Origin of the sequence: Streptomyces sp. NPDC006365 (assembly GCF_042870755.1) — a bacterium.
GTDB classification, from domain to species: domain Bacteria; phylum Actinomycetota; class Actinomycetes; order Streptomycetales; family Streptomycetaceae; genus Streptomyces; species Streptomyces xiangluensis.
In genome coordinates, this window is sequence record NZ_JBIAHS010000005.1 from 377662 (window position 1) to 399390 (window position 21729).

The following is a 21729-nucleotide window of genomic DNA, read 5'->3' on the forward strand; positions in this document are numbered from 1 at the left end:
AGGCAGATGTCCGGCCACTCTAAATGGGCCACGACGAAGCACAAGAAGGCCGTGATCGACGCCAAGCGCGGCAAGCTCTTCGCGAAGCTGATCAAGAACATCGAGGTCGCGGCGCGCATGGGCGGCGTGGACCTGGACGGCAATCCGACGCTGTACGACGCCGTGCAGAAGGCGAAGAAGTCGTCGGTCCCGAACAAGAACATCGATTCCGCGATCAAGCGCGGTGGTGGTCTCGAGGCCGGTGGCGCCGACTACGAGACCATCATGTACGAGGGCTACGGTCCGAACGGTGTCGCGGTGCTCATCGAGTGCCTCACCGACAACCGCAACCGCGCCGCCTCCGACGTACGCGTCGCCATGACCCGTAACGGCGGCTCGATGGCCGACCCGGGATCGGTCTCGTACCTCTTCAACCGCAAGGGTGTCGTCATCGTCCCCAAGGGCGAGCTGTCCGAGGACGACGTCCTGGGTGCCGTACTCGAGGCGGGCGCCGAGGAGGTCAACGACCTGGGCGAGTCCTTCGAGGTGCTCAGCGAGGCCACCGACCTGGTCGCGGTCCGCACCGCCCTCCAGGACGCCGGAATCGACTACGACTCGGCAGAGGCCAACTTCGTCCCGACCATGCAGGTCGAGCTGGACGAGGAGGGCGCCAAGAAAATCTTCAAGCTGATCGACGCCCTGGAGGACAGCGACGACGTGCAGAACGTCTTCGCCAACTTCGACGTCAGCGACGAGGTCATGGAGAAGGCCTCCGCCTGACGCGGACTCATATCGGCGTTCGGACGGGCCGACGGGACACTCCAACCCGTCGGCCCGACCACCACCCCCCAAGGAGTGCTTCGCACGCCCCACCCTGACGGCCCGTCCGCGCGTTGTCAGTACGAGCCGATAGCCTGCACAAACAGGTGAGCGAAAGAGGGGGCTGGATGCGTGTACTGGGTGTGGACCCGGGGCTGACCCGATGCGGCGTCGGTGTTGTCGAGGGCGTCGCCGGGCGCCCTTTGACGATGCTCGGCGTCGGGGTCGTACGGACGCCCTCGGACGCCGATGTCGGCCACCGCCTCGTCGCCATCGAGCAGGGCATCGAGCAGTGGATCGACGAGCACCGGCCCGAATACGTCGCCGTGGAGCGGGTGTTCAGCCAGCACAACGTACGGACGGTCATGGGCACCGCCCAGGCCAGCGCTGTCGCCATGCTCTGCGCGTCCCGTCGCGGACTGCCCGTAGCCCTGCACACCCCCAGCGAGGTCAAGGCGGCCGTGACCGGCAGCGGCCGGGCCGACAAGGCCCAAGTCGGCGCCATGGTCACCCGCCTGCTGCGCCTAGACGCACCCCCGAAGCCCGCCGATGCCGCCGATGCCCTCGCGCTCGCCATCTGCCACATCTGGCGCGCCCCGGCCACCAACCGTCTGCAACAGGCCCAGGCCCAGGCTCAGGCCCGAGAGGCCCAGGCCCGGGCCCAACAGGCCCGGCAGCAGGCCCAGTCACTTGCCCGAAAGGCCCCCCGATGATCGCCTTCGTCAGCGGCCCGGTCGCCGCCCTCGCCCCCGACTCCGCGGTGGTCGAAGTGGGCGGTATCGGTATCTCCGTCCAGTGCACTCCGGGCACGCTCTCCGGGCTCCGTATGGGCAAGCAGGCGAAACTCGCCACGTCCCTCGTGGTACGGGAGGAATCGCTGACCCTGTACGGCTTCGTGGACGACGACGAACGGCAGACCTTCGAGCTGCTGCAGACCGCGAGCGGTGTCGGCCCGCGGCTGGCCCAGGCGATGCTCGCCGTGCACAGCCCGGACGACCTGCGCCGCGCGATCTCCACCGGTGACGAGAAAGCGCTCATCGCTGTGCCGGGCATCGGCAAGAAGGGCGCCCAAAAACTCCTCCTGGAGCTCAAGGGCCGTCTCGGCGAGCCTCTCGGCACGGGCGGCCCGGCCATTGGCACGGCCGTGTCCACCGGCTGGCGCGAGCAGTTGCACGCCGCGCTCATCGGACTCGGGTACCCGACAAGGGAGGCCGACGAGGCGGTCTCGGCCGTCGCGCCGCAGGCGGAGGCGTCCGAAGGGGCTCCCCAGGTGGGCCAGTTGCTGAAGGCCGCCCTGCAGAGCCTCAACAGGGCGCGCTAGCAGGCGAGTTCCCCGAAGAGGCACGCACGCCCGTACGAACGACGAGACCGAGGCACACGTAATGCTGCATCTTCCCGGAGGGCACCGTGCCCCACAGCGGCTCCGCCGCGGGCCGGACCCCCGGCCGGACGACGTCCCCGGCATGCCCCTGCGAGGTGAACTTCAGTGAACTGGGACGACCCGACCGACGAGAGCGCCGCCGAGCGGCTCGTCGGCGCGTCCGCCGACCGCGAGGACCAGGCCGTCGAGGCGGCACTGCGCCCCAAGGACCTGGACGAGTTCATCGGCCAGGAGAAGGTCCGCGAGCAGCTCGACCTCGTCCTGCGCGCGGCACGCGCGCGTGGCGCCACGGCCGACCACGTACTGCTCTCCGGGGCTCCCGGCCTCGGGAAGACCACCCTCTCGATGATCATCGCGGCCGAGATGGAGGCCCCGATCCGCATCACCAGCGGCCCCGCCATCCAGCACGCGGGGGACCTGGCCGCGATCCTGTCCTCCCTCCAGGAGGGCGAGGTCCTCTTCCTCGACGAGATCCACCGCATGTCGCGGCCCGCCGAGGAGATGCTCTACATGGCGATGGAGGACTTCCGCGTCGACGTCATCGTCGGCAAGGGCCCCGGAGCCACCGCCATCCCGCTCGAACTGCCGCCCTTCACCCTGGTCGGCGCGACCACGCGCGCGGGACTGCTGCCGCCCCCGCTGCGCGACCGCTTCGGCTTCACCGCGCACATGGAGTTCTACGAGCCCGCCGAACTGGAGCGCGTCATCCACCGTTCCGCGCACCTGCTCGACGTCGAGATCGGTGCCGAGGGAGCCGCCGAGATCGCCGGCCGTTCCCGGGGGACGCCCCGTATCGCCAACCGCCTGCTGCGCCGCGTGCGCGACTACGCCCAGGTCAAGGCCGACGGCGTCATCACCCGGGACATCGCCGCGGCGGCCCTCGCCGTGTACGAGGTGGACGACCGAGGTCTCGACCGCCTCGACCGCGCCGTCCTCGAAGCCCTGCTCAAGCTCTTCGCCGGCGGACCGGTCGGCCTGTCCACGCTCGCCGTGGCCGTGGGGGAGGAGCGCGAAACGGTCGAAGAGGTCGCCGAGCCCTTCCTCGTACGCGAGGGACTGCTGGCCCGCACCCCCCGCGGCCGCGTCGCCACACCGGCCGCATGGGCGCATTTCGGCCTCAGCCGGCCCGGGCCTTCCGCTGGTGGAAACGGACAACAGGACCTGTTCGGGGCGTGAGGGGGCGCAGACTCGCCGGACCAGGAACCACGGTGCAATGCTGGGCGTTGTTCCTTGAGTGCGGACTCGCTTAGACTCCGCCGATGCCGCCTTTGTCGGCGGCGCACATATACCCCCATCCATCAGGCCGCACAGCATCGCGGTCGAATGAAGGAAGTTCCGACCCGTGAGTCTCGTGACCCTCCTCCCGTTCATCGTGCTCATCGGGGCCATGTTCCTGATGACCCGGTCGGCCAAGAAGAAGCAGCAAGCCGCTGCGCAGATGCGCAACGAAATGCAGCCAGGCTCCGGCGTCCGCACGATCGGCGGCATGTACGCGACGGTGAAGGAGGTCAACGACGACACGGTCCTCGTTGACGCAGGCCCGGGAGTCGACCTGCTCTTCGCCAAGAACGCCATCGGTGCCGTCCTCAGCGACGACGAGTACAACCGCATCGTCCACGGCGTCGAGCACGACCTGAAGACCGACGAAGCCGTCGTCCCGGACGATGCCTCCTCCCTCACCGAGACCGACGAGCCCGCCGACTCTTCCGACGACCAGCCCATCGACCTCGGCAAGAAGGAGGCGGCCGACGAGACCGCCGACGAGGAGCCGAAGAAGGCCGATGACGCAGAGCTGAAGAAGTCCGACGGCGAGTCCGACGCGAAGTAGTCATGACCGGGGACCGCGGAGTGCGCCGTTCGCGCACCGCGGTCCCCGGGTCATGTTGTTTCGCGGGGAATCTCGACACCATTTATCGGCCGTCCGCGCAGGTGCCCCGTCGCCGGGCGGACAACGAGGGAGAACGAGAAGGTGGCAGCACCTAAGAAGGGCCGAAAGCAGAGCGCCCAGGGGAGGCCGGGTCGCACTCTGGCCCTGATGCTGATCGCGATCGTGGCGCTCACCGGTGGCATGTTCGCCTCCGGGCACACGACGCCGCGCCTCGGCATCGACCTCGCCGGCGGCACGAGCATCACGCTTGAGGCGCAGAACGAGCCCGGTCAGAAGAACGCGATCAACCCGACCAACATGAAGACCGCGGTCGGCATCATGGAGCGTCGCGTCAACGGCCTGGGCGTCTCCGAGGCGGAGGTCCAGACCCAGGGCGACAAGAACATCATCGTCAACATCCCCAAGGGCACGAACTCGGCGCAGGCCCGGGAGCAGGTCGGCACCACCGCCAAGCTCTACTTCCGCCCGGTTCTGACCGGGGCGCCGACGGGTGGTGCGACGGACCCCGGCGCTTCCCCGTCACCCAGCCCTTCCGGGAACTCCGCGTCACCTTCTGCCTCCGGGAAGTCTCCCTCGTCGACTCCCTCTGCCACTGCCACCACCCAGGGCCGCGCGGTGACGGAGGGCCTCGCCGCCAAGGATGACGCGAAGAAGGCCTCCCCGAGCCCCTCCACGACGCCCAGCGGCAATGCTTCCCCGCCTGCCGACCCCTCCGGCGAGGCCGCTGCCGCCGACGTGCAGAAGCAGCTGGACGCGCTTGACTGTTCCACCGCGAAGGGCCGTGCGGCGGCAAGTGAGAAGGCCAGCCAGGCCAAGGACTCCGAAACCATCGTCGCCTGCGACCCGGAGTCCCAGTACAAGTACGCGCTCGGTCCGGTCGCCGTGAACGGCGAGCGGGTCGAGGACGCCAGCGCCGTGTTCGCGACGACGACCGGCGAGGGCTGGATCGTCCAGATGAAGTTCGACAACAAGGGTTCGGATCAGTTCGCCGATGTCACCGGCAAGCTGGTCGGCCAGGCGCCGCCCCAGAACCAGTTCGCCATCGTCCTCGACGGCGAGATCGTCTCGGCTCCGTCGGTCAACTCGGCGATCACCGGCGGATCCGCCCAGATCTCCGGCGGCTTCACCCAGCAGTCCGCCGAGGACCTGGCGAACGTCCTGTCCTACGGCGCCCTCCCGCTCACCTTCAAGGAGGCGAGCGTCACCACGGTCGACGCCGCGCTCGGCGGCGAGCAACTGGAGGCCGGTCTGATCGCCGGCGCCATCGGCCTCGCCCTGGTCATCATCTACCTGCTGCTCTACTACCGCGGTCTGTCGCTGATCGCCATCACCTCACTGCTGGTCTCGGCGGTCATGACATACGTGATCATGTCGCTGCTCGGTCCGGCCATCGGCTTCGCGCTGAACCTGCCGGCGGTCTGCGGGGCGATCGTCGCGATCGGTATCACCGCGGACTCGTTCATCGTGTTCTTCGAACGCATCCGTGACGAAGTCCGTGAGGGCCGTACGCTGCGGCCCGCCGTCGAACGGGGCTGGCCGCGCGCCCGGCGCACCATCCTGGTCTCCGACTTCGTGTCGTTCCTCGCCGCCGCGGTGCTCTTCATCGTCACCGTCGGCAAGGTCCAGGGCTTCGCGTTCACGCTGGGGCTGACCACCGTCCTGGACGTGGTCGTGGTCTTCTTCTTCACCAAGCCGCTGATGACGATCCTCGCCCGCAAGAAGTTCTTCGCGAGCGGCCACAGCTGGTCCGGCCTGGACCCGAAGCGCCTCGGCGCCAAGCCACCGCTGCGCCGTTCCCGCCGCGTATCCGCTCCCGTCGACCCGAAGGAGGCGTGAGATGTCGAAGCTCGGCAACCTCGGCGCCCGTCTCTACCGCGGTGAGGTCGGCTACGACTTCGTCGGCAAGCGCAAGCTCTGGTACGGCGTCTCGATCCTGATCACCATCACGGCCATCGTCGGCCTGGCGGTACGCGGCCTGAACATGGGCATCGAGTTCGAGGGCGGCGCCGTCTTCACCACTCCGAAGACCAGCGTCTCGGCCTCCCAGGCGGAGGAGTACGCGGAGGAGGCAGCCGGCCACGACGCGATCGTGCAGGGTCTCGGCACGGGCGGGCTGCGCATCCAGGTCGCCGGTGTGGACACGGACAAGTCCGACCAGATCAAGTCGGAAATCGCCCAGGACATGAACCTCGACGCGGAGAGGATCAGCGCCGATCTCGTCGGACCCAGCTGGGGTGACCAGATCGCCAACAAGGCCTGGCAGGGCCTGGGAATCTTCCTGGTCCTGGTGGTGATCTATCTGGCGATCGCCTTCGAGTGGCGCATGGCCATGGCGGCGTTCGTCGCCCTCATCCATGACATCACCATCACGGTCGGCATCTACGCCCTCGTCGGCTTCGAAGTCACACCAGGCACCGTGATCGGTCTGCTGACGATCCTCGGTTATTCGCTGTACGACACAGTCGTCGTCTTCGACAGTCTCAAGGAACAGACGAAGGACCTCACCAAACAGACCCGCTGGACCTACAGCGAGGTCGCCAACCGTTCGATCAACAGCACCCTGGTGCGTTCCATCAACACCACGGTGGTCGCGCTGCTCCCGGTCGCCGGACTGCTGTTCATCGGTGGCGGCGTACTCGGCGGGGGCATGCTCAACGACATCTCGCTGTCGCTGTTCGTGGGCCTCGCGGCCGGTGCGTACTCCTCGATCTTCATCGCCACGCCGCTCGTCGCCGACCTCAAGGAGCGCGAGCCGCAGATGAAGGCGCTCAAGAAGCGCGTACTCGCCAAGCGCGCCTCGGCGGCCTCACAGAGCGAGCCCCCGGAGGCCCCGGCCGTCGACGAACCGTACGACGAGGGGCCGGAAGACGCGGCGCCCGCGGTCGTCGGGCCGCCGCGCGGCCAGCGTTCCCAGCCGTCGTCCCGCAACAGGGGTCGCGGCCGACCTTCCGGGAAGCGCCGATGAGCGAGCTCACAGACATCTCGGAGTTGCTGCTCAGCCGTATCCGGGACGTGGCCGACTATCCGGAGCCGGGCGTGATGTTCAAGGACATCACCCCGCTCCTGGCCGACCCGGCGGCGTTCACGGCACTCACCGACGCGCTCGCCGAGATCAGCGTCCGCAGCGGCGCCACGAAGATCGTGGGCCTGGAGGCCCGTGGCTTCATCCTCGGCGCCCCCGTAGCCGTCCGCGCCGGGCTCGGCTTCATCCCCGTCCGCAAGGCCGGCAAGCTCCCCGGGGCGACGCTGAGCCAGGCGTACGAGCTGGAGTACGGCTCGGCCGAGATCGAGGTGCACGCCGAGGACCTGGCCGTGGGCGACCGCGTCATGGTCGTCGACGACGTCCTCGCCACCGGAGGCACCGCGGAGGCCGCGCTCCAGCTGATCCGCCGGGCCGGCGCCGAGGTGGCCGGAGTGGCCGTCCTCATGGAGCTCGGCTTCCTCGGCGGCCGGGGGCGGCTGGAACCGGCCCTCGCGGGTGCCCCGTTGGAGGCGCTCCTCACGGTCTGAGTGAGGGACTGAGTGACGCCCGGGCACCTTGAGGCAGGGCGTACGCAAGGCCTGGGACACTCGTAGGACACCGCGGAGGCGGGCCCGGAGGAATCCGGTGCCCGCCTCCCGCGGTTCTCCTGTACAAGGCCGTCTCTCCGGGCGAAGGCGAGTCCGCAGCACGGGATCGCTACCATGGGATCTCCGGAGCCTGACCGGGGGACCCGGATCGCGCACGAGGAGCCCTCTTGGCAGACGAGGCCCAGCCACTGACTCCCAGGGCTGAACACCTGGGGGCACCCCCAGCCGCCAAGCCCGACTCGACGACGGGCACCGCGGCCGCGCCCACGAAGAACGCCAGGAGCGACACCGGCGGGCCGGTCCAGCATGCCCAGCCCGTCCCCGGCGGCACAGCGGCCGAGCAGTCGCGCCCGAAGCCCGCTCCTGCCGAGCGCGAGCGGCCCAAGCCCTCACCCACGCCCACGACCGCACCCGCGGTTCGCCCCGCGCCCGGCCAGCCCGCCCGCTCCGGCGGCTCCTCCAATCGCGTACGCGCCCGTCTCGCCCGCCTCGGCGTCCAGCGCTCCAACCCGTACAACCCGGTCCTGGAGCCCCTGCTGCGGATAGTGCGCAGCAACGACCCGAAGATCGAGACCTCCACGCTGCGCCAGGTCGAGAAGGCCTACCAGGTCGCCGAGCGCTGGCACCGCGGTCAGAAGCGCAAGAGCGGCGACCCGTACATCACGCACCCGCTCGCCGTCACCACCATCCTCGCCGAGCTCGGCATGGACCCGGCCACCTTGATGGCGGGCCTGCTGCACGACACGGTCGAGGACACCGAATACGGGCTCGAGCAGCTCCGCCGCGACTTCGGCGACCAGGTCGCTCTCCTCGTCGACGGCGTCACCAAGCTGGACAAGGTCAAGTTCGGCGAGGCGGCCCAGGCCGAGACCGTACGCAAGATGGTCGTCGCGATGGCCAAGGACCCCCGCGTCCTGGTCATCAAGCTCGCCGACCGCCTGCACAACATGCGAACGATGCGCTACCTCAAGCGCGAGAAGCAGGAGAAGAAGGCGCGCGAGACCCTCGAGATCTACGCGCCGCTCGCCCACCGCCTGGGCATGAACACCATCAAATGGGAGCTCGAGGACCTCGCCTTCGCGATCCTCTACCCCAAGATGTACGACGAGATCGTCCGCCTCGTCGCCGAGCGCGCCCCCAAGCGTGACGAGTACCTCGCCATAGTGACCGACGAGGTCCAGTCCGACCTGCGCGCCGCCCGTATCAAGGCGACCGTCACCGGGCGCCCGAAGCACTACTACAGCGTCTACCAGAAGATGATCGTCCGCGGCCGGGACTTCGCGGAGATCTACGACCTGGTGGGCATCCGTGTACTGGTCGACACCGTCAGGGACTGCTACGCCGCCCTCGGCACCGTGCATGCGCGATGGAACCCGGTCCCCGGCCGGTTCAAGGACTACATCGCGATGCCCAAGTTCAACATGTACCAGTCGCTGCACACGACGGTCATCGGGCCCAACGGCAAACCCGTCGAACTCCAGATCCGTACGTTCGACATGCACCGCCGCGCCGAGTACGGCATCGCCGCGCACTGGAAGTACAAGCAGGATCCCTCCGCCGGCGCCTCCAAGGTGCGCACGGACGCGCCGAAGGGCCTGGGCAAGGACAAGGACGCCGTCAACGACATGGCGTGGCTGCGCCAGCTGCTCGACTGGCAGAAGGAGACCGAGGACCCCAGCGAGTTCCTGGAGTCCCTGCGCTTCGACCTGTCCCGCAACGAGGTCTTCGTCTTCACGCCCAAGGGCGACGTCATAGCGCTCCCCGCGGGGGCGACCCCGGTGGACTTCGCCTACGCGGTCCACACGGAGGTCGGCCACCGGACCATCGGCGCGCGGGTCAACGGTCGCCTCGTACCGCTCGAATCGACCCTGGACAACGGCGACCTGGTGGAGGTCTTCACCTCCAAGGCGGCCGGCGCGGGCCCCTCCCGCGACTGGCTCGGTTTCGTGAAGTCACCGCGGGCCCGCAACAAGATCCGCGCCTGGTTCTCCAAGGAGCGCCGCGACGAGGCCATCGAACACGGCAAGGACGCCATCGTCCGCGCGATGCGCAAGCAGAACCTGCCGATCCAGCGCATTCTCACCGGCGACTCCCTGGTCACGCTCGCCCACGAGATGCGCTACCCCGACATCTCCGCGCTGTACGCGGCGATCGGCGAGGGCCATGTGTCCGCGCAGAACGTCGTGCAGAAGCTCGTCCAGGCGCTCGGCGGCGAGGAGGCCGCCACCGAGGAGATCGACGAGAGCGTGCCGCCCGCGCGCGGGCGCAGCCGCAAACGCCGCTCCAGCGCCGACCCGGGCGTCGTGGTCAAGGGCGTCGACGACGTATGGGTCAAGCTGGCCCGCTGTTGTACGCCCGTCCCCGGCGACCCGATCATGGGCTTCGTCACGCGCGGCAGCGGCGTATCGGTCCACCGCACCGACTGCGTCAATGTCGACTCCCTGTCCCGCGAGCCCGAGCGCATCCTCGATGTCGAGTGGGCGCCCACCCAGTCCTCGGTCTTCCTGGTCGCCATCCAGGTCGAGGCCCTGGACCGCTCCCGCCTCCTCTCGGACGTCACGCGCGTCCTCTCGGACCAGCACGTCAACATCCTCTCCGCGGCCGTCCAGACCTCCCGCGACCGGGTGGCCACCTCCCGCTTCACGTTCGAGATGGGAGACCCGAAGCATCTGGGGCACGTCCTGAAGGCCGTACGGGGCGTGGAAGGCGTGTACGACGTGTATCGGGTGACGTCGGCACGCAGGCCGTAACAACCGCTGCGCCGCTACTACGCAGAAGGGGCTTCCGTACGTTGCGTACGGAAGCCCCTTCTGCGTAGTAGCGGGAAAACTGCGGGAAGACTCAGCCGCCGAACTCCTGCAGACCCTTCAGCGCCTGGTCCAGCAGCGCCTGACGGCCATCGAGCTCCTTCTGGAGCTTGTCGGCCTTGGCGTTGTTGCCCGCGGCGCGCGCCGCTTCGATCTGGCCCTGGAGCTTGTCGACCGCGGCCTGGAGCTGACCGGTCAGACCCTCGGCACGCGCGCGTGCCTCCGGGTTCGTCCGGCGCCACTCGGTTTCCTCGGACTCCTGGATGGCCCGCTCGACCGCGTGCATCCGGCCCTCGACCTTCGGGCGGGCGTCGCGCGGCACATGACCGATGGCCTCCCAGCGCTCGTTGATGGCGCGGAAGGCGGCGCGGGCCGCCTTCAGATCCGTCACCGGGAGGATCTTCTCGGCCTCATGGGCCAGCTCCTCCTTGAGCTTGAGGTTCTCGGCCTGCTCCGCGTCCCGCTCGGCGAAGACCGAGCTGCGGGCCGCGAAGAAGATGTCCTGGGCGCCGCGGAAGCGGTTCCACAGGTCGTCCTCGTGCTCGCGCTGGGCGCGGCCCGCGGCCTTCCACTCCGACATCAGCTCGCGGTAGCGCGCCGCCGTCGGACCCCAGTCCGTGGAGCCGGACAGCGCCTCGGCCTCCGCGACCAGCTTCTCCTTGGTCTTGCGGGCCTCCTCGCGCTGCGCGTCCAGCTGCGCGAAGTGCGCCTTGCGGCGCTTGGAGAACGCCGAGCGGGCATGCGAGAAGCGATGCCACAGCTCGTCGTCCGACTTGCGGTCGAGCCGCGGCAGCCCCTTCCAGGTGTCCACCAGGGCTCGCAGCCGCTCGCCGGCCGCGCGCCACTGGTCGGACTGCGCCAGCTCCTCCGCCTCGGCGACCAACGCCTCCTTGGCGTGCCGAGCCTCGTCGGACTGCTTCGCCCGCTGGGCCTTGCGCTCCTCGCGGCGCTTGTCGACCGTCTCCACGAGCTTGTCCAGCCGGACCCGAAGGGCGTCCAGGTCGCCGACTGCGTGATGGGCGTCGACTTGCTCGCGGATGTGGTCGATCGCGGCCATCGCGTCCTTGGCCGACAGGTCGGTGGTCTTCACTCGTCGCTCGAGGAGGCCGATCTCCACAACCAGGCCCTCGTACTTGCGCTCGAAGTAGGCCAGTGCCTCGTCAGGAGAGCCGGCCTGCCAGGAACCGACGACCTGCTCGCCATCGGCCGTACGCACGTACACGGTGCCCGTCTCGTCGACGCGGCCCCACGGGTCGCTGCTCACAGCGCCTCCTCCACATGATGCCTGCGTAGGGTGGCTGTACCCCCGGCATCGTCCACAGTTTCGTCACGGCCAACATAGGCGACCGGCGGGGCGGCTGTCCGCATACCGCGCGACCGAAATTCCGCACCTGGCGATCAGGATTTCGTCACGGTCGCCTTGTTGATCACGACCGTCGCATTCGGTGCGGTGTTGCCAGTCGTGGGGTCCGCGGGCTGGGCGCCGGCGTCCGAGATCTTCTTCAGGACCTCCATGCCTTCCTTGGAGATCGTTCCGAACGGCGTGTAGTCGGGCGGCAGCTGACTGTCCTGGTACACGAGGAAGAACTGGCTGCCACCGGAGTCGCGGCCCTCCTTCGTCTGCGCGTTGTACTGGTTGGCCATGGCCACCGTGCCCGCCGGATACACGTTCCCCTTCAGGCGCTCGTCCTTCAGGTTCTCGTCCGGAATGGTGTAACCGGGACCGCCAGTGCCGTCACCCTTGGGGTCACCGCACTGGAGCACGTAGATGCCCTCGGGGACGAGCCGATGGCACTTGGTGTGGTCCAGATAGCCCTTGCCCACCAGGAAGTTGAACGAGTTCACCGTACGCGGAGCCTTCGACGCCGGCATCTCGATGTCCATCGTGCCGCAGGTCGTCTCAAGCTTCATCGTGTAGTCCGCCGACTTGTCGATGGTCATCGCCGGCTCCTTCTTGTAGCTGAGCGGCTTCACCTTGCCCGCGGCGGGCTTCTCGCAGGGGTCCGGCGCCTTGCTGGGGGAGGCGCTCGGGGTCACCTCCGCGTTCGCGTTGTCCTTCGTGTCGTTGCCCTTGAGGGCATCCGTCATGGTGGCGACCATGACCAGCACCAGGATCACACCGAGCGCCGACGCGATGGAGGCGTTGCGGACACGTGCCTTGCGCCGCGCGGCCGTACGCCGCTGCTGCTGCCGCAAGAACTTCTCCCGGGCGAGCTGACGCCGCCGCTGTTCCTGGGTGACCACCGGGTTCTCTCCTCATGCGTCTCGTACGTCAGGTGGGACGCGTGCGTCTTGTGAGCCGACCGCCTGCGTGTGCCCCGTACCGTATATGGGTTCGCTGTGGTTCCTGCAGCGCCGGTAGGCTCTGGTCCACAGCCACCCGCCCCCGTACGACATACCGAAGGACGATCGTGCTCATTGCCGGGTTCCCCGCCGGGGCCTGGGGCACCAACTGTTATCTGGTTGCCCCCGCCGCAGGCGAGGAGTGCGTGATCATCGACCCGGGCCACGAGGCCGCCGAGGGAGTCGAGGAAACGCTGAAGAAGCATCGGCTCAAGCCGGTCGCCGTCGTCCTCACGCACGGCCACATCGATCACGTGGCCTCGGTCGTCCCGGTGTGCGGCGCGCACGGCGTACCGGCGTGGATCCACCCCGAGGACCGGTACATGATGACGGACCCGTCGATGGGTCTCGGCCGTTCCATCGGGATGCCGCTCATGGGCGAGCTGACCGTGGGGGAGCCGGACGACGTCAAGGAGCTGACCGACGGCGCGAAGCTGGAGTTGGCCGGTCTGGAGCTGTCCGTCGCGCACGCGCCGGGCCATACGAAGGGGTCGGTGACCTTCGGGCTGCCCGAGGCGGCGGACATCCCGCCGATCTTCTTCTCGGGCGACCTGCTGTTCGCCGGCTCCATCGGACGCACCGACCTGCCCGGTGGTGACATGGCCGAGATGCTCGACTCGCTGGCCCGCGTGTGCCTGCCGCTCGACGACTCGACCGTGGTGCTGTCCGGTCACGGCCCCCAGACGACCATCGGCCAGGAGCGCGCCACCAACCCGTATCTGCGGCAGGTGGCGGCCGGCCCGGCAGCGGATCCCGCATCCGCTCCTCGACGAGGAATGTGACGAGAGACTTCCGTGAGCACCTTCAAGGCCCCCAAGGGCACGTACGACCTGATTCCCCCGGACAGTGCGAAGTTCCTCGCCGTGCGCGAGGCGATCGCCGCGCCGCTGCGGAACTCCGGTTACGGCTACATCGAGACGCCCGGCTTCGAGAGCGTCGAACTCTTCGCGCGCGGGGTCGGTGAGTCCACCGACATCGTGACCAAGGAGATGTACGCCTTCGAGACCAAGGGCGGCGACAAGCTCGCACTGCGGCCCGAGGGCACCGCTTCCGTACTGCGCGCCGCGCTCGAGGCCAACCTCCACAAGCTGGGCAACCTCCCGGTCAAGCTCTGGTATTCGGGCTCGTACTACCGCTACGAGCGCCCGCAGAAGGGCCGTTACCGCCACTTCTCCCAGGTGGGCGCGGAGGCGATCGGGGCCGAAGACCCCGCGCTGGACGCCGAGTTGATCATCCTGGCGGACCAGGCGTACCGTTCGCTCGGCCTGCGGAACTTCCGCATTCTGCTCAACTCGCTGGGCGACAAGGAGTGCCGTCCGGTGTACCGGGCCGCGCTGCAGGACTTCCTGCGCGGGCTCGAACTCGACGAGGACACGCTGCGCCGCGCCCAGATCAACCCGCTGCGCGTCCTCGACGACAAACGCGACGACGTGCAGAAGCAGCTCGTGGGGGCGCCGTTGCTGCGTGACTACCTCTGCGACGCGTGCAAGGCGTACCACGAGGAGGTCCGCGAGCTGATCACGGCCGCCGGGGTCTCCTTCGAGGACGATCCGAAGCTGGTGCGCGGCCTGGACTACTACACGCGGACGACCTTCGAGTTCGTGCACGACGGTCTGGGCTCGCAGTCCGCGGTGGGCGGCGGCGGCCGCTACGACGGGCTCTCCGAGATGATCGGCGGACCCGCGCTGCCGTCGGTCGGCTGGGCGTTGGGCGTCGACCGTACGGTCCTTGCCCTGGAGGCAGAAGGCGTCGAGCTCCAACTGCCCGCGTCCACCAGCGTGTTCGCGGTGCCGCTCGGCGAAGAGGCCCGGCGGGTGCTCTTCGGGGTGGTCACCGATTTGCGCAAGGTCGGCGTCGCGGCTGACTTCTCGTACGGCGGGAAGGGGCTCAAGGGGGCGATGAAGAGCGCGAACCGGAGTGGGGCGCGGTACACCATCGTCGCCGGCGAGCGTGACCTCTCCGAGGGTGTCGTTCAGCTCAAGGACATGGAGTCCGGGGAGCAGGAGGCTGTCGGGGTGAACGAGATCGTGGCGGAGCTGGAGGCCCGGCTGCGGTGAGGTCTCGAGCGAACGTTCCCGGGCTGCTGTGCGTACTTCCTTATGTCCAGCGAACGGTGGATACGCGCGCGCGTGCGGCACAATGACCGTGCCCGTCGACCCCCCTCAAGCTACGGAAACGGCGTGATGAGCAAGACGACAGTCAGGGAAGGCGTCTCAGTCGACCAGGCACATGCCGAGGGCCCGCCACGCACGGTGGGCGGGAGCCGTGCTCTCGCCCTCCTGCTGGTGATCACGGGCGCGGCCGGGCTGCTGGCCTCCTGGGTCATCACGATCGACAAGTTCAAGCTCCTGGAGGACCCGAACTTTACTCCGGGCTGCAGCCTGAACCCGGTCGTCTCCTGCGGCAACATCATGAAGAGCGAACAGGCCTCGGTCTTCGGGTTCCCCAACCCGATGCTGGGCCTGGTCACCTACGCCATCGTCATCGGCGTCGGCGTGAGCCTCCTGGGCCGGGCCACGTTCCCGCGCTGGTACTGGCTGACCTTCAACGCGGGCACGCTCTTCGGCGTCGGCTTCTGCACCTGGCTCATGTACCAGTCGCTCTACAACATCAACTCCCTGTGCCTGTGGTGCTGCCTCGCCTGGGTCGCCACGATCGTCATGTTCTGGACCGTCACCGCGTTCAACGTCCGGCACGGGTTCCTGCCCGCGCCCGGCTGGCTGAAGGGCTTCCTCGGCGAGTTCGCCTGGGTGCTGCCCGTGCTGCACATCGGGATCATCGGCATGCTGATCCTGACCCGCTGGTGGGAGTTCTGGACCAGCTGACCGGACCAGTTGAACGCACCGGCTGACTGGACCAGATGTCCGGATCGTTGAACGGACCGGCTGACCGCGGCCCGGGGCGTTGTCAGTCGCGTGACATAGGGTTTTCCTCGTGGAGCCCGACCTGTTCACCGCCGCAGCAGAAGAACGCCAGGAGAAGGACCCGTCCAGCAGCCCCCTGGCGGTACGGATGCGCCCGCGCACCCTGGACGAAGTCGTGGGCCAGCAGCACCTGTTGAAGCCCGGATCACCCCTGCGCCGGCTCGTCGGCGAAGGAGGCGGGGGCCCGGCCGGACCCTCCTCCGTGATCCTCTGGGGTCCGCCCGGCACCGGCAAGACGACCCTCGCGTACGTCGTCTCCAAGGCCACCAACAAGCGCTTCGTGGAGCTTTCCGCGATCACCGCGGGCGTCAAGGAGGTCCGCACGGTCATCGACGGCGCCCGCCGTGCCACCGGCGGCTTCGGCAAGGAGACAGTCCTCTTCCTGGACGAGATCCACCGCTTCAGCAAGGCCCAGCAGGACTCCCTGCTCCCGGCCGTCGAGAACCGCTGGGTGACGCTGATCGCCGCGACCACCGAGAACCCGTACTTCTCGGTGATCTCCCCCCTCCTCTCCCGCTCCCTGCTCCTCACCCTCGAACCGCTCACGGACGACGACCTGCGCGGTCTCATCAAGCGCGCGCTGACCGACGAGCGCGGCCTGAAGGACGCCGTCACGCTCCCCGAGGACACCGAGGAGCACCTCCTGCGGATCGCCGGCGGTGACGCCCGCCGCGCCCTGACCGCCCTGGAGGCCGCGGCCGGCTCCGCGCTCGACAAAGGAGAGACGGAAGTGACCCTCCAGACCCTGGAGGAGACCGTCGACCGCGCCGCCGTGAAGTACGACCGCGACGGCGACCAGCACTACGACGTGGCGAGCGCCCTGATCAAGTCCATCCGCGGCTCGGACGTGGACGCCGCGCTGCACTACCTGGCCCGGATGATCGAGGCCGGAGAAGACCCCCGCTTCATCGCCCGCCGACTGATGATCTCCGCCAGCGAGGACATCGGTCTCGCCGATCCGAACGCGCTGCCCATAGCCGTCGCCGCCGCCCAGGCCGTCGCCATGATCGGCTTTCCCGAGGCCGCTCTCACCCTCAGCCACGCCACCATCGCTCTCGCGCTGGCCCCCAAGTCGAACGCCGCGACGATGGCGATAGGCGCCGCCATGGAGGACGTACGAAAAGGCCATGCGGGCCCCGTGCCACCGCACCTGCGCGACGGGCACTACAAGGGCGCGGCCAAGCTCGGGCACGCGCAGGGGTACGTATATCCGCACGACCTGCCCGAGGGAATCGCCCCCCAGCAGTACGCCCCGGACGCGCTCAAGGACCGGAAGTACTACACCCCGACCCGGCACGGCGCCGAGGCGCGCTACGCGGACGCGGTGGAGTGGACCAGAAAGCACCTCGGGCGGAAGCAGCCCTGAACCCCCTGTAGACTTCTCTGCAGCGCTGAGTCCCGTGTCCGGCTCCGGTCGGCACCACCAGAACGGGACATCCAGCCGGAATCTCTTCGCCGAGCGGCTGTCCGCCGACAGGCAGGAGAATCCAGGAGCGTCGCGCACCGTCGAACGGTGTCGCGGGCAGCCCACCACCACCCGGTCTCCCGGAGCGGTCGGTGGGCCACTCGCGTGCTGCACGTATGTGCCCAGACCAGGGAGCGGCTGCCCGGCAGGTCCGTCAAGGGCCCGCAGGGTTTCCCAGGCTGCGGATGCGACCTCCCCTAACCCTGGTGAAGCCGTATTCGCATCAGAAACACGAGGTGTTTGGTTCATGGCGAACCAGTCCCGCCCCAAGGTCAAGAAGTCGCGTGCCCTCGGCATCGCGCTGACCCCGAAGGCCGTCAAGTACTTCGAGGCCCGCCCCTACCCGCCGGGCGAGCACGGCCGCGGCCGCAAGCAGAACTCGGACTACAAGGTCCGTCTGCTCGAGAAGCAGCGCCTGCGCGCGCAGTACGACGTGTCCGAGCGCCAGCTCGTCCGCGCCTACGAGCGTGCCGCCAAGACGCAGGGCAAGACCGGTGAGGCCCTGGTCATCGAGCTCGAGCGCCGTCTCGACGCGCTGGTCCTGCGTTCGGGCATCGCCCGCACGATCTACCAGGCCCGCCAGATGGTCACCCACGGCCACATCGAGGTCAACGGCCACAAGGTCGACAAGCCGTCCTTCCGCGTCAAGCCCGACGACGTCGTGATGGTCCGCGAGCGCAGCCGCGAGAAGCCGCTGTTCCAGGTCTCGCGCGAGGGTGGCTTCGCCCCCGACGGCGAGACCCCCCGCTACCTCCAGGTGAACCTCCGCGCCCTGGCCTTCCGCCTGGACCGCGAGCCGAACCGCAAGGAGATCCCGGTGATCTGCGACGAGCAGCTCGTCGTCGAGTACTACGCCCGCTGATCACCTTTCAGCGTACGTAGCACCACCAGCGCGTCGGCCCGCCGTCTCCCCGCCCTTCCCGGCGGGCGAGGCGGCGGGCTTTCGCGCATCCGCCGACGGCCGGGCCGTAAATCCGGTACGGAGCGCCATCCTGGGCGCGATAGGCTCGGGAGACGACTTTTTAGATGTTCAGGCACGAAATCCAGGGAGCGGGTGCGCAGTGTCCGGTGGAGAGGTGGCCGGGATCCTGGTGGCCGTCTTCTGGGCGATCCTGGTCTCCTTCCTCGCGGTGGCGCTCGCGAGGCTGGCCCAGACGCTCAGGGCGACCACCAAGCTCGTCGCGGACGTGACCGACCAGGCCGTCCCGCTCCTGGCAGACGCCTCCGCCGCGGTGCGCTCCGCGCAGACCCAGATCGACCGGGTCGACGCCATCGCCTCCGACGTCCAGGAGGTCACGTCGAACGCGTCGGCGCTCTCCACGACCGTCGCATCCACCTTCGGCGGCCCGCTGGTCAAGGTGGCGGCCTTCGGCTACGGCGTACGCAGGGCCATCGGCGGCCGACGTGAGGACGCGCCCGCCAAGTCGGAGCGCCGTACCGTGATCGTGGGCCGCACCGTTTCGTCCGCGCGACGGGAGAAGCGGAACAGCCGGAACAACCGGGGTAAGAAGGACTGACGCAGCGATGTTCCGCCGTACGTTCTGGTTCACCGCCGGCGCAGCCGCCGGGGTCTGGGCCACCACCAAGGTCAACCGCAAGCTCAAGCAGCTGACGCCCGAGAGTCTCGCGAACCAGGCCGCGGGCAAGGCCCTCGAAGCGGGCCACCGCCTCAAGGACTTCGCGCTCGACGTCCGCGATGGCATGGCCCAGCGCGAGGCCGAACTCGACGAGGCCCTCGGGCTGAACGTGAAGCCCGAGCTGCCCTCCCCGCGGCGCGTCGCCGCCCTGGAGAACAGCAACCCTCCGAAGTACAGCAAGAACCCGACCTACGTCGAGCGGTCGACGTACTCGTACAACCGGAATGAGGACCACTGATGGAGTCGGCTGAGATTCGCCGCCGCTGGCTGAGCTTCTTCGAGGAGCGCGGGCACACCGTCGTCCCTTCGGCGTCGCTCATCGCGGACGACCCGACTCTGCTCCTGGTCAACGCGGGCATGGTGCCGTTCAAGCCGTACTTCCTCGGTGAGGTCAAGCCGCCCTACGCGCGCGCCACCAGCGTGCAGAAGTGCGTGCGCACCCCCGACATCGAAGAGGTCGGCAAGACAACCCGGCACGGCACGTTCTTCCAGATGTGCGGCAACTTCTCCTTCGGCGACTACTTCAAGGAAGGCGCCATCAAGTACGCCTGGGAGCTGCTCACCTCGCCCCAGGACAAGGGTGGTTACGGGCTGGAGCCGGAGAAGCTCTGGATCACCGTCTACAAGGAGGACGACGAGGCCGAGCGCATTTGGCGCGACGTCATCGGCGTCCCGGCCGAGCGCATCCAGCGCCTGGGCATGGGCCCCAACTTCTGGTCCATGGGCGTCCCGGGCCCGTGCGGACCGTGCTCCGAGATCAACTACGACCGCGGTCCGGAGTTCGGAGAAGAGGGCGGCCCGGCCGTCAACGACGAGCGGTACGTGGAGATCTGGAACCTGGTCTTCATGCAGTACGAGCGCGGCGAGGGCTCCGGCAAGGAGGACTTCCCGATCCTCGGTGACCTGCCCGCCAAGAACATCGACACCGGCCTCGGCTTCGAGCGGCTCGCCATGATTCTGCAGGGCGTGCAGAACATGTACGAGATCGACACCTCCATGGCCGTCATCGACAAGGCCACCGAGCTGACCGGCGTCCGCTACGGCGACGCCCACGACTCCGACGTGTCCCTGCGCGTGGTCACCGACCACATCCGCACGTCCGTGATGCTCATCGGCGACGGCGTCACGCCCGGCAACGAGGGCCGCGGCTATGTGCTGCGCCGCATCATGCGCCGCGCCATCCGCAACATGCGCCTCCTCGGCGCCACGGGTCCCGTCGTCCAGGACCTGATCGACGTCGTGATCGAGGTGATGGGCCAGCAGTACCCGGAGCTCATCACCGACCGTCGGCGCATCGAGACGGTCGCCCTCGCCGAGGAGGCCGCCTTCCTCAAGACGCTGAAGGCCGGCACGAACATCCTCGACACCGCCGTCACGGAGACCAAGTCCGCCGGCGGCACGGTCCTCGCCGGCGACAAGGCCTTCCTGCTCCACGACACCTGGGGCTTCCCGATCGACCTCACCCTCGAAATGGCCGCCGAGCAGGGCCTTTCGGTGGACGAAGACGGCTTCCGGCGCCTGATGAAGGAGCAGCGGGAGCGCGCCAAGGCCGACGCCAAGGCCAAGAAGACAGGCCACGCCGACCTGGGCGCCTACCGCGAGATCGCCGACAGCTCGGGCGAGACCGAGTTCATCGGCTACATGCACACCGAGGGCGAGTCGAAGGTCGTCGGCATCCTCGTCGACGGTGTCTCGTCCCCCGCCGCCACCGAGGGCGACGAGGTCGAGATCGTTCTCGACCGCACCCCGTTCTACGCCGAGGGTGGCGGTCAGATCGGCGACACGGGCCGCATCAAGGTCGACTCCGGTGCCGTCATCGAGGTCCGCGACTGCCAGAAGCCGGTCCCGGGCGTGTACGTCCACAAGGGCGTCGTCCAGGTCGGCGAGGTCACCGTCGGCGCCTCCGCCCAGGCCGTCATCGACGTACGCCGCCGCAAGGCCATCGCCCGCGCCCACTCGGCCACGCACCTCACGCACCAGGCGCTGCGTGACGCCCTCGGCCCGACGGCCGCCCAGGCCGGCTCCGAGAACCAGCCCGGCCGCTTCCGCTTCGACTTCGGCTCCCCGTCCGCCGTGCCCACGGTCGTGATGACGGACGTCGAGCAGAAGATCAACGAGGTGCTCGCCCGCGACCTCGACGTCAACGCCGAGATCCTGAGCATCGACGAGGCCAAGAAGCAGGGCGCCATCGCCGAGTTCGGCGAGAAGTACGGCGAGCGCGTGCGCGTCGTCACCATCGGCGACTTCTCCAAGGAGCTGTGCGGTGGTACCCACGTGCACAACACCGCCCAGCTGGGCCTGGTGAAGCTCCTCGGCGAGTCGTCGATCGGCTCGGGGGTGCGCCGTATCGAGGCCCTGGTCGGCGTGGACGCCTACAACTTCCTGGCCCGCGAGCACACGGTCGTCGCCCAGCTCCAGGAGCTGATCAAGGGCCGTCCCGAGGAACTGCCCGAGAAGGTCTCCACCATGCTCGGCAAGCTGAAGGACGCCGAGAAGGAAATCGAGAAGTTCCGCGCGGAGAAGGTCCTCCAGGCCGCCGCCGGTCTCGCCCAGGGCGCCAAGGACGTACGCGGTGTCGCCCTCGTCACCGGCCAGGTCCCCGACGGTACGACCGCCGACGACCTGCGCAGGCTGGTCCTCGACGTGCGTGGCCGCATCCCGGGCGACCGGGCCGCCGTGGTCGCCCTGTTCACGACGATGGGCGGCAAGCCGCTGACGGTCATCGCCACCAACGAAGCCGCCCGCGAGCGCGGCCTCAAGGCCGGCGACCTGGTCCGTACGGCCGCCAAGACCCTCGGCGGCGGCGGTGGCGGCAAGCCGGACGTAGCCCAGGGCGGTGGCCAGAACCCGGCCGCCGTCGGCGATGCCGCCGACGCCGTCGAGCGCCTTGTTGCCGAGACGGCCAAGTGAGCGGAG

At 68.8% G+C, this 21729-nt stretch carries 19 protein-coding genes; 17 read left to right on the forward strand and 2 right to left on the reverse strand.

From position 1 onward, the window contains the following. The first annotated feature begins 6 nt into the window (after positions 1-6). The 9 genes from ACFYO0_RS17775 (at position 7) to ACFYO0_RS17815 (ending at position 10387) form a co-directional block, all read left to right on the forward strand. A complete protein-coding gene (locus tag ACFYO0_RS17775; RefSeq protein WP_033324912.1) occupies positions 7-759 on the forward strand; it encodes a YebC/PmpR family DNA-binding transcriptional regulator in 753 nt (250 codons plus the stop codon). A 167-nt stretch (positions 760-926) separates the two neighbouring features. Further along, entirely contained in the window at positions 927-1511 is a 585-nt protein-coding gene (ruvC, locus tag ACFYO0_RS17780) for a crossover junction endodeoxyribonuclease RuvC (protein ID WP_388676278.1), read from the forward strand. Then, positions 1508-2119, forward strand: a complete 612-nt coding sequence (ruvA, locus tag ACFYO0_RS17785; RefSeq protein ID WP_388676280.1) for a Holliday junction branch migration protein RuvA — start codon at positions 1508-1510, stop codon at positions 2117-2119. Before ruvC ends, ruvA begins: the two co-directional genes overlap by 4 nt. A 165-nt stretch (positions 2120-2284) precedes the next feature. Then, positions 2285-3355, forward strand: a complete 1071-nt coding sequence (gene ruvB, locus ACFYO0_RS17790) for a Holliday junction branch migration DNA helicase RuvB (protein WP_388676283.1) — start codon at positions 2285-2287, stop codon at positions 3353-3355. Between the two features lie 166 nt (positions 3356-3521). Then, on the forward strand, positions 3522-4007 hold the full coding sequence (gene yajC, locus ACFYO0_RS17795; RefSeq protein ID WP_388676285.1) for a preprotein translocase subunit YajC: 486 nt from the start codon (positions 3522-3524) through the stop codon (positions 4005-4007). Between the two features lie 141 nt (positions 4008-4148). Further along, entirely contained in the window at positions 4149-5903 is a 1755-nt protein-coding gene (secD, locus tag ACFYO0_RS17800; protein WP_388676289.1) for a protein translocase subunit SecD, read from the forward strand. A 1-nt stretch (position 5904) separates the two neighbouring features. Continuing rightward, positions 5905-7032, forward strand: a complete 1128-nt coding sequence (gene secF / locus ACFYO0_RS17805) for a protein translocase subunit SecF (RefSeq protein ID WP_388676292.1) — start codon at positions 5905-5907, stop codon at positions 7030-7032. After that, positions 7029-7577: an adenine phosphoribosyltransferase gene (locus ACFYO0_RS17810; protein ID WP_344388062.1), complete on the forward strand. Its 549-nt coding sequence runs from the start codon at positions 7029-7031 to the stop codon at positions 7575-7577. Before secF ends, ACFYO0_RS17810 begins: the two co-directional genes overlap by 4 nt. Positions 7578-7804: 227 nt before the next feature. Continuing rightward, entirely contained in the window at positions 7805-10387 is a 2583-nt protein-coding gene (locus tag ACFYO0_RS17815) for a RelA/SpoT family protein (RefSeq protein WP_388676295.1), read from the forward strand. 91 nt (positions 10388-10478) lie between these two features. Here ACFYO0_RS17815 and ACFYO0_RS17820 read toward each other — a convergent pair whose 3' ends face one another. Both ACFYO0_RS17820 and ACFYO0_RS17825 read right to left on the reverse strand, forming a co-directional pair. After that, positions 10479-11708 (reverse strand): DUF349 domain-containing protein, encoded by a 1230-nt coding sequence (locus ACFYO0_RS17820; RefSeq protein ID WP_388676298.1) that lies wholly within the window; start codon positions 11706-11708, stop codon positions 10479-10481. A gap of 134 nt (positions 11709-11842) precedes the next feature. Further along, complete coding sequence (locus tag ACFYO0_RS17825) at positions 11843-12688, reverse strand: peptidylprolyl isomerase (protein WP_388676301.1); 846 nt, start codon at positions 12686-12688, stop codon at positions 11843-11845. A 167-nt stretch (positions 12689-12855) separates the two neighbouring features. Between ACFYO0_RS17825 and ACFYO0_RS17830 the strand changes: the two genes are divergently transcribed. The 8 genes from ACFYO0_RS17830 to alaS all read left to right on the forward strand — a co-directional run bounded on the left by ACFYO0_RS17830 (position 12856) and on the right by alaS (position 21723). Further along, on the forward strand, positions 12856-13569 hold the full coding sequence (locus ACFYO0_RS17830; RefSeq protein WP_386346917.1) for an MBL fold metallo-hydrolase: 714 nt from the start codon (positions 12856-12858) through the stop codon (positions 13567-13569). Positions 13570-13581: 12 nt separating this feature from the next. Further along, complete coding sequence (hisS, locus tag ACFYO0_RS17835; RefSeq protein ID WP_388676304.1) at positions 13582-14844, forward strand: histidine--tRNA ligase; 1263 nt, start codon at positions 13582-13584, stop codon at positions 14842-14844. 126 nt (positions 14845-14970) lie between these two features. Next, positions 14971-15612, forward strand: a complete 642-nt coding sequence (locus ACFYO0_RS17840; RefSeq protein ID WP_388676307.1) for a vitamin K epoxide reductase family protein — start codon at positions 14971-14973, stop codon at positions 15610-15612. A 109-nt stretch (positions 15613-15721) separates the two neighbouring features. Next, entirely contained in the window at positions 15722-17077 is a 1356-nt protein-coding gene (locus ACFYO0_RS17845) for a replication-associated recombination protein A (protein ID WP_388676309.1), read from the forward strand. Positions 17078-17423: 346 nt separating this feature from the next. Continuing rightward, on the forward strand, positions 17424-18038 hold the full coding sequence (gene rpsD, locus ACFYO0_RS17850; protein WP_388676312.1) for a 30S ribosomal protein S4: 615 nt from the start codon (positions 17424-17426) through the stop codon (positions 18036-18038). A 199-nt stretch (positions 18039-18237) separates the two neighbouring features. Continuing rightward, complete coding sequence (locus ACFYO0_RS17855) at positions 18238-18693, forward strand: DUF948 domain-containing protein (protein ID WP_386346909.1); 456 nt, start codon at positions 18238-18240, stop codon at positions 18691-18693. Positions 18694-18700: 7 nt separating this feature from the next. Continuing rightward, positions 18701-19051: a DUF6167 family protein gene (locus tag ACFYO0_RS17860; protein ID WP_388676315.1), complete on the forward strand. Its 351-nt coding sequence runs from the start codon at positions 18701-18703 to the stop codon at positions 19049-19051. Continuing rightward, entirely contained in the window at positions 19051-21723 is a 2673-nt protein-coding gene (gene alaS / locus ACFYO0_RS17865) for an alanine--tRNA ligase (protein ID WP_388676317.1), read from the forward strand. The genes ACFYO0_RS17860 and alaS overlap by 1 nt, the downstream gene beginning before the upstream one ends. The last annotated feature ends 6 nt before the right edge of the window (positions 21724-21729 follow it).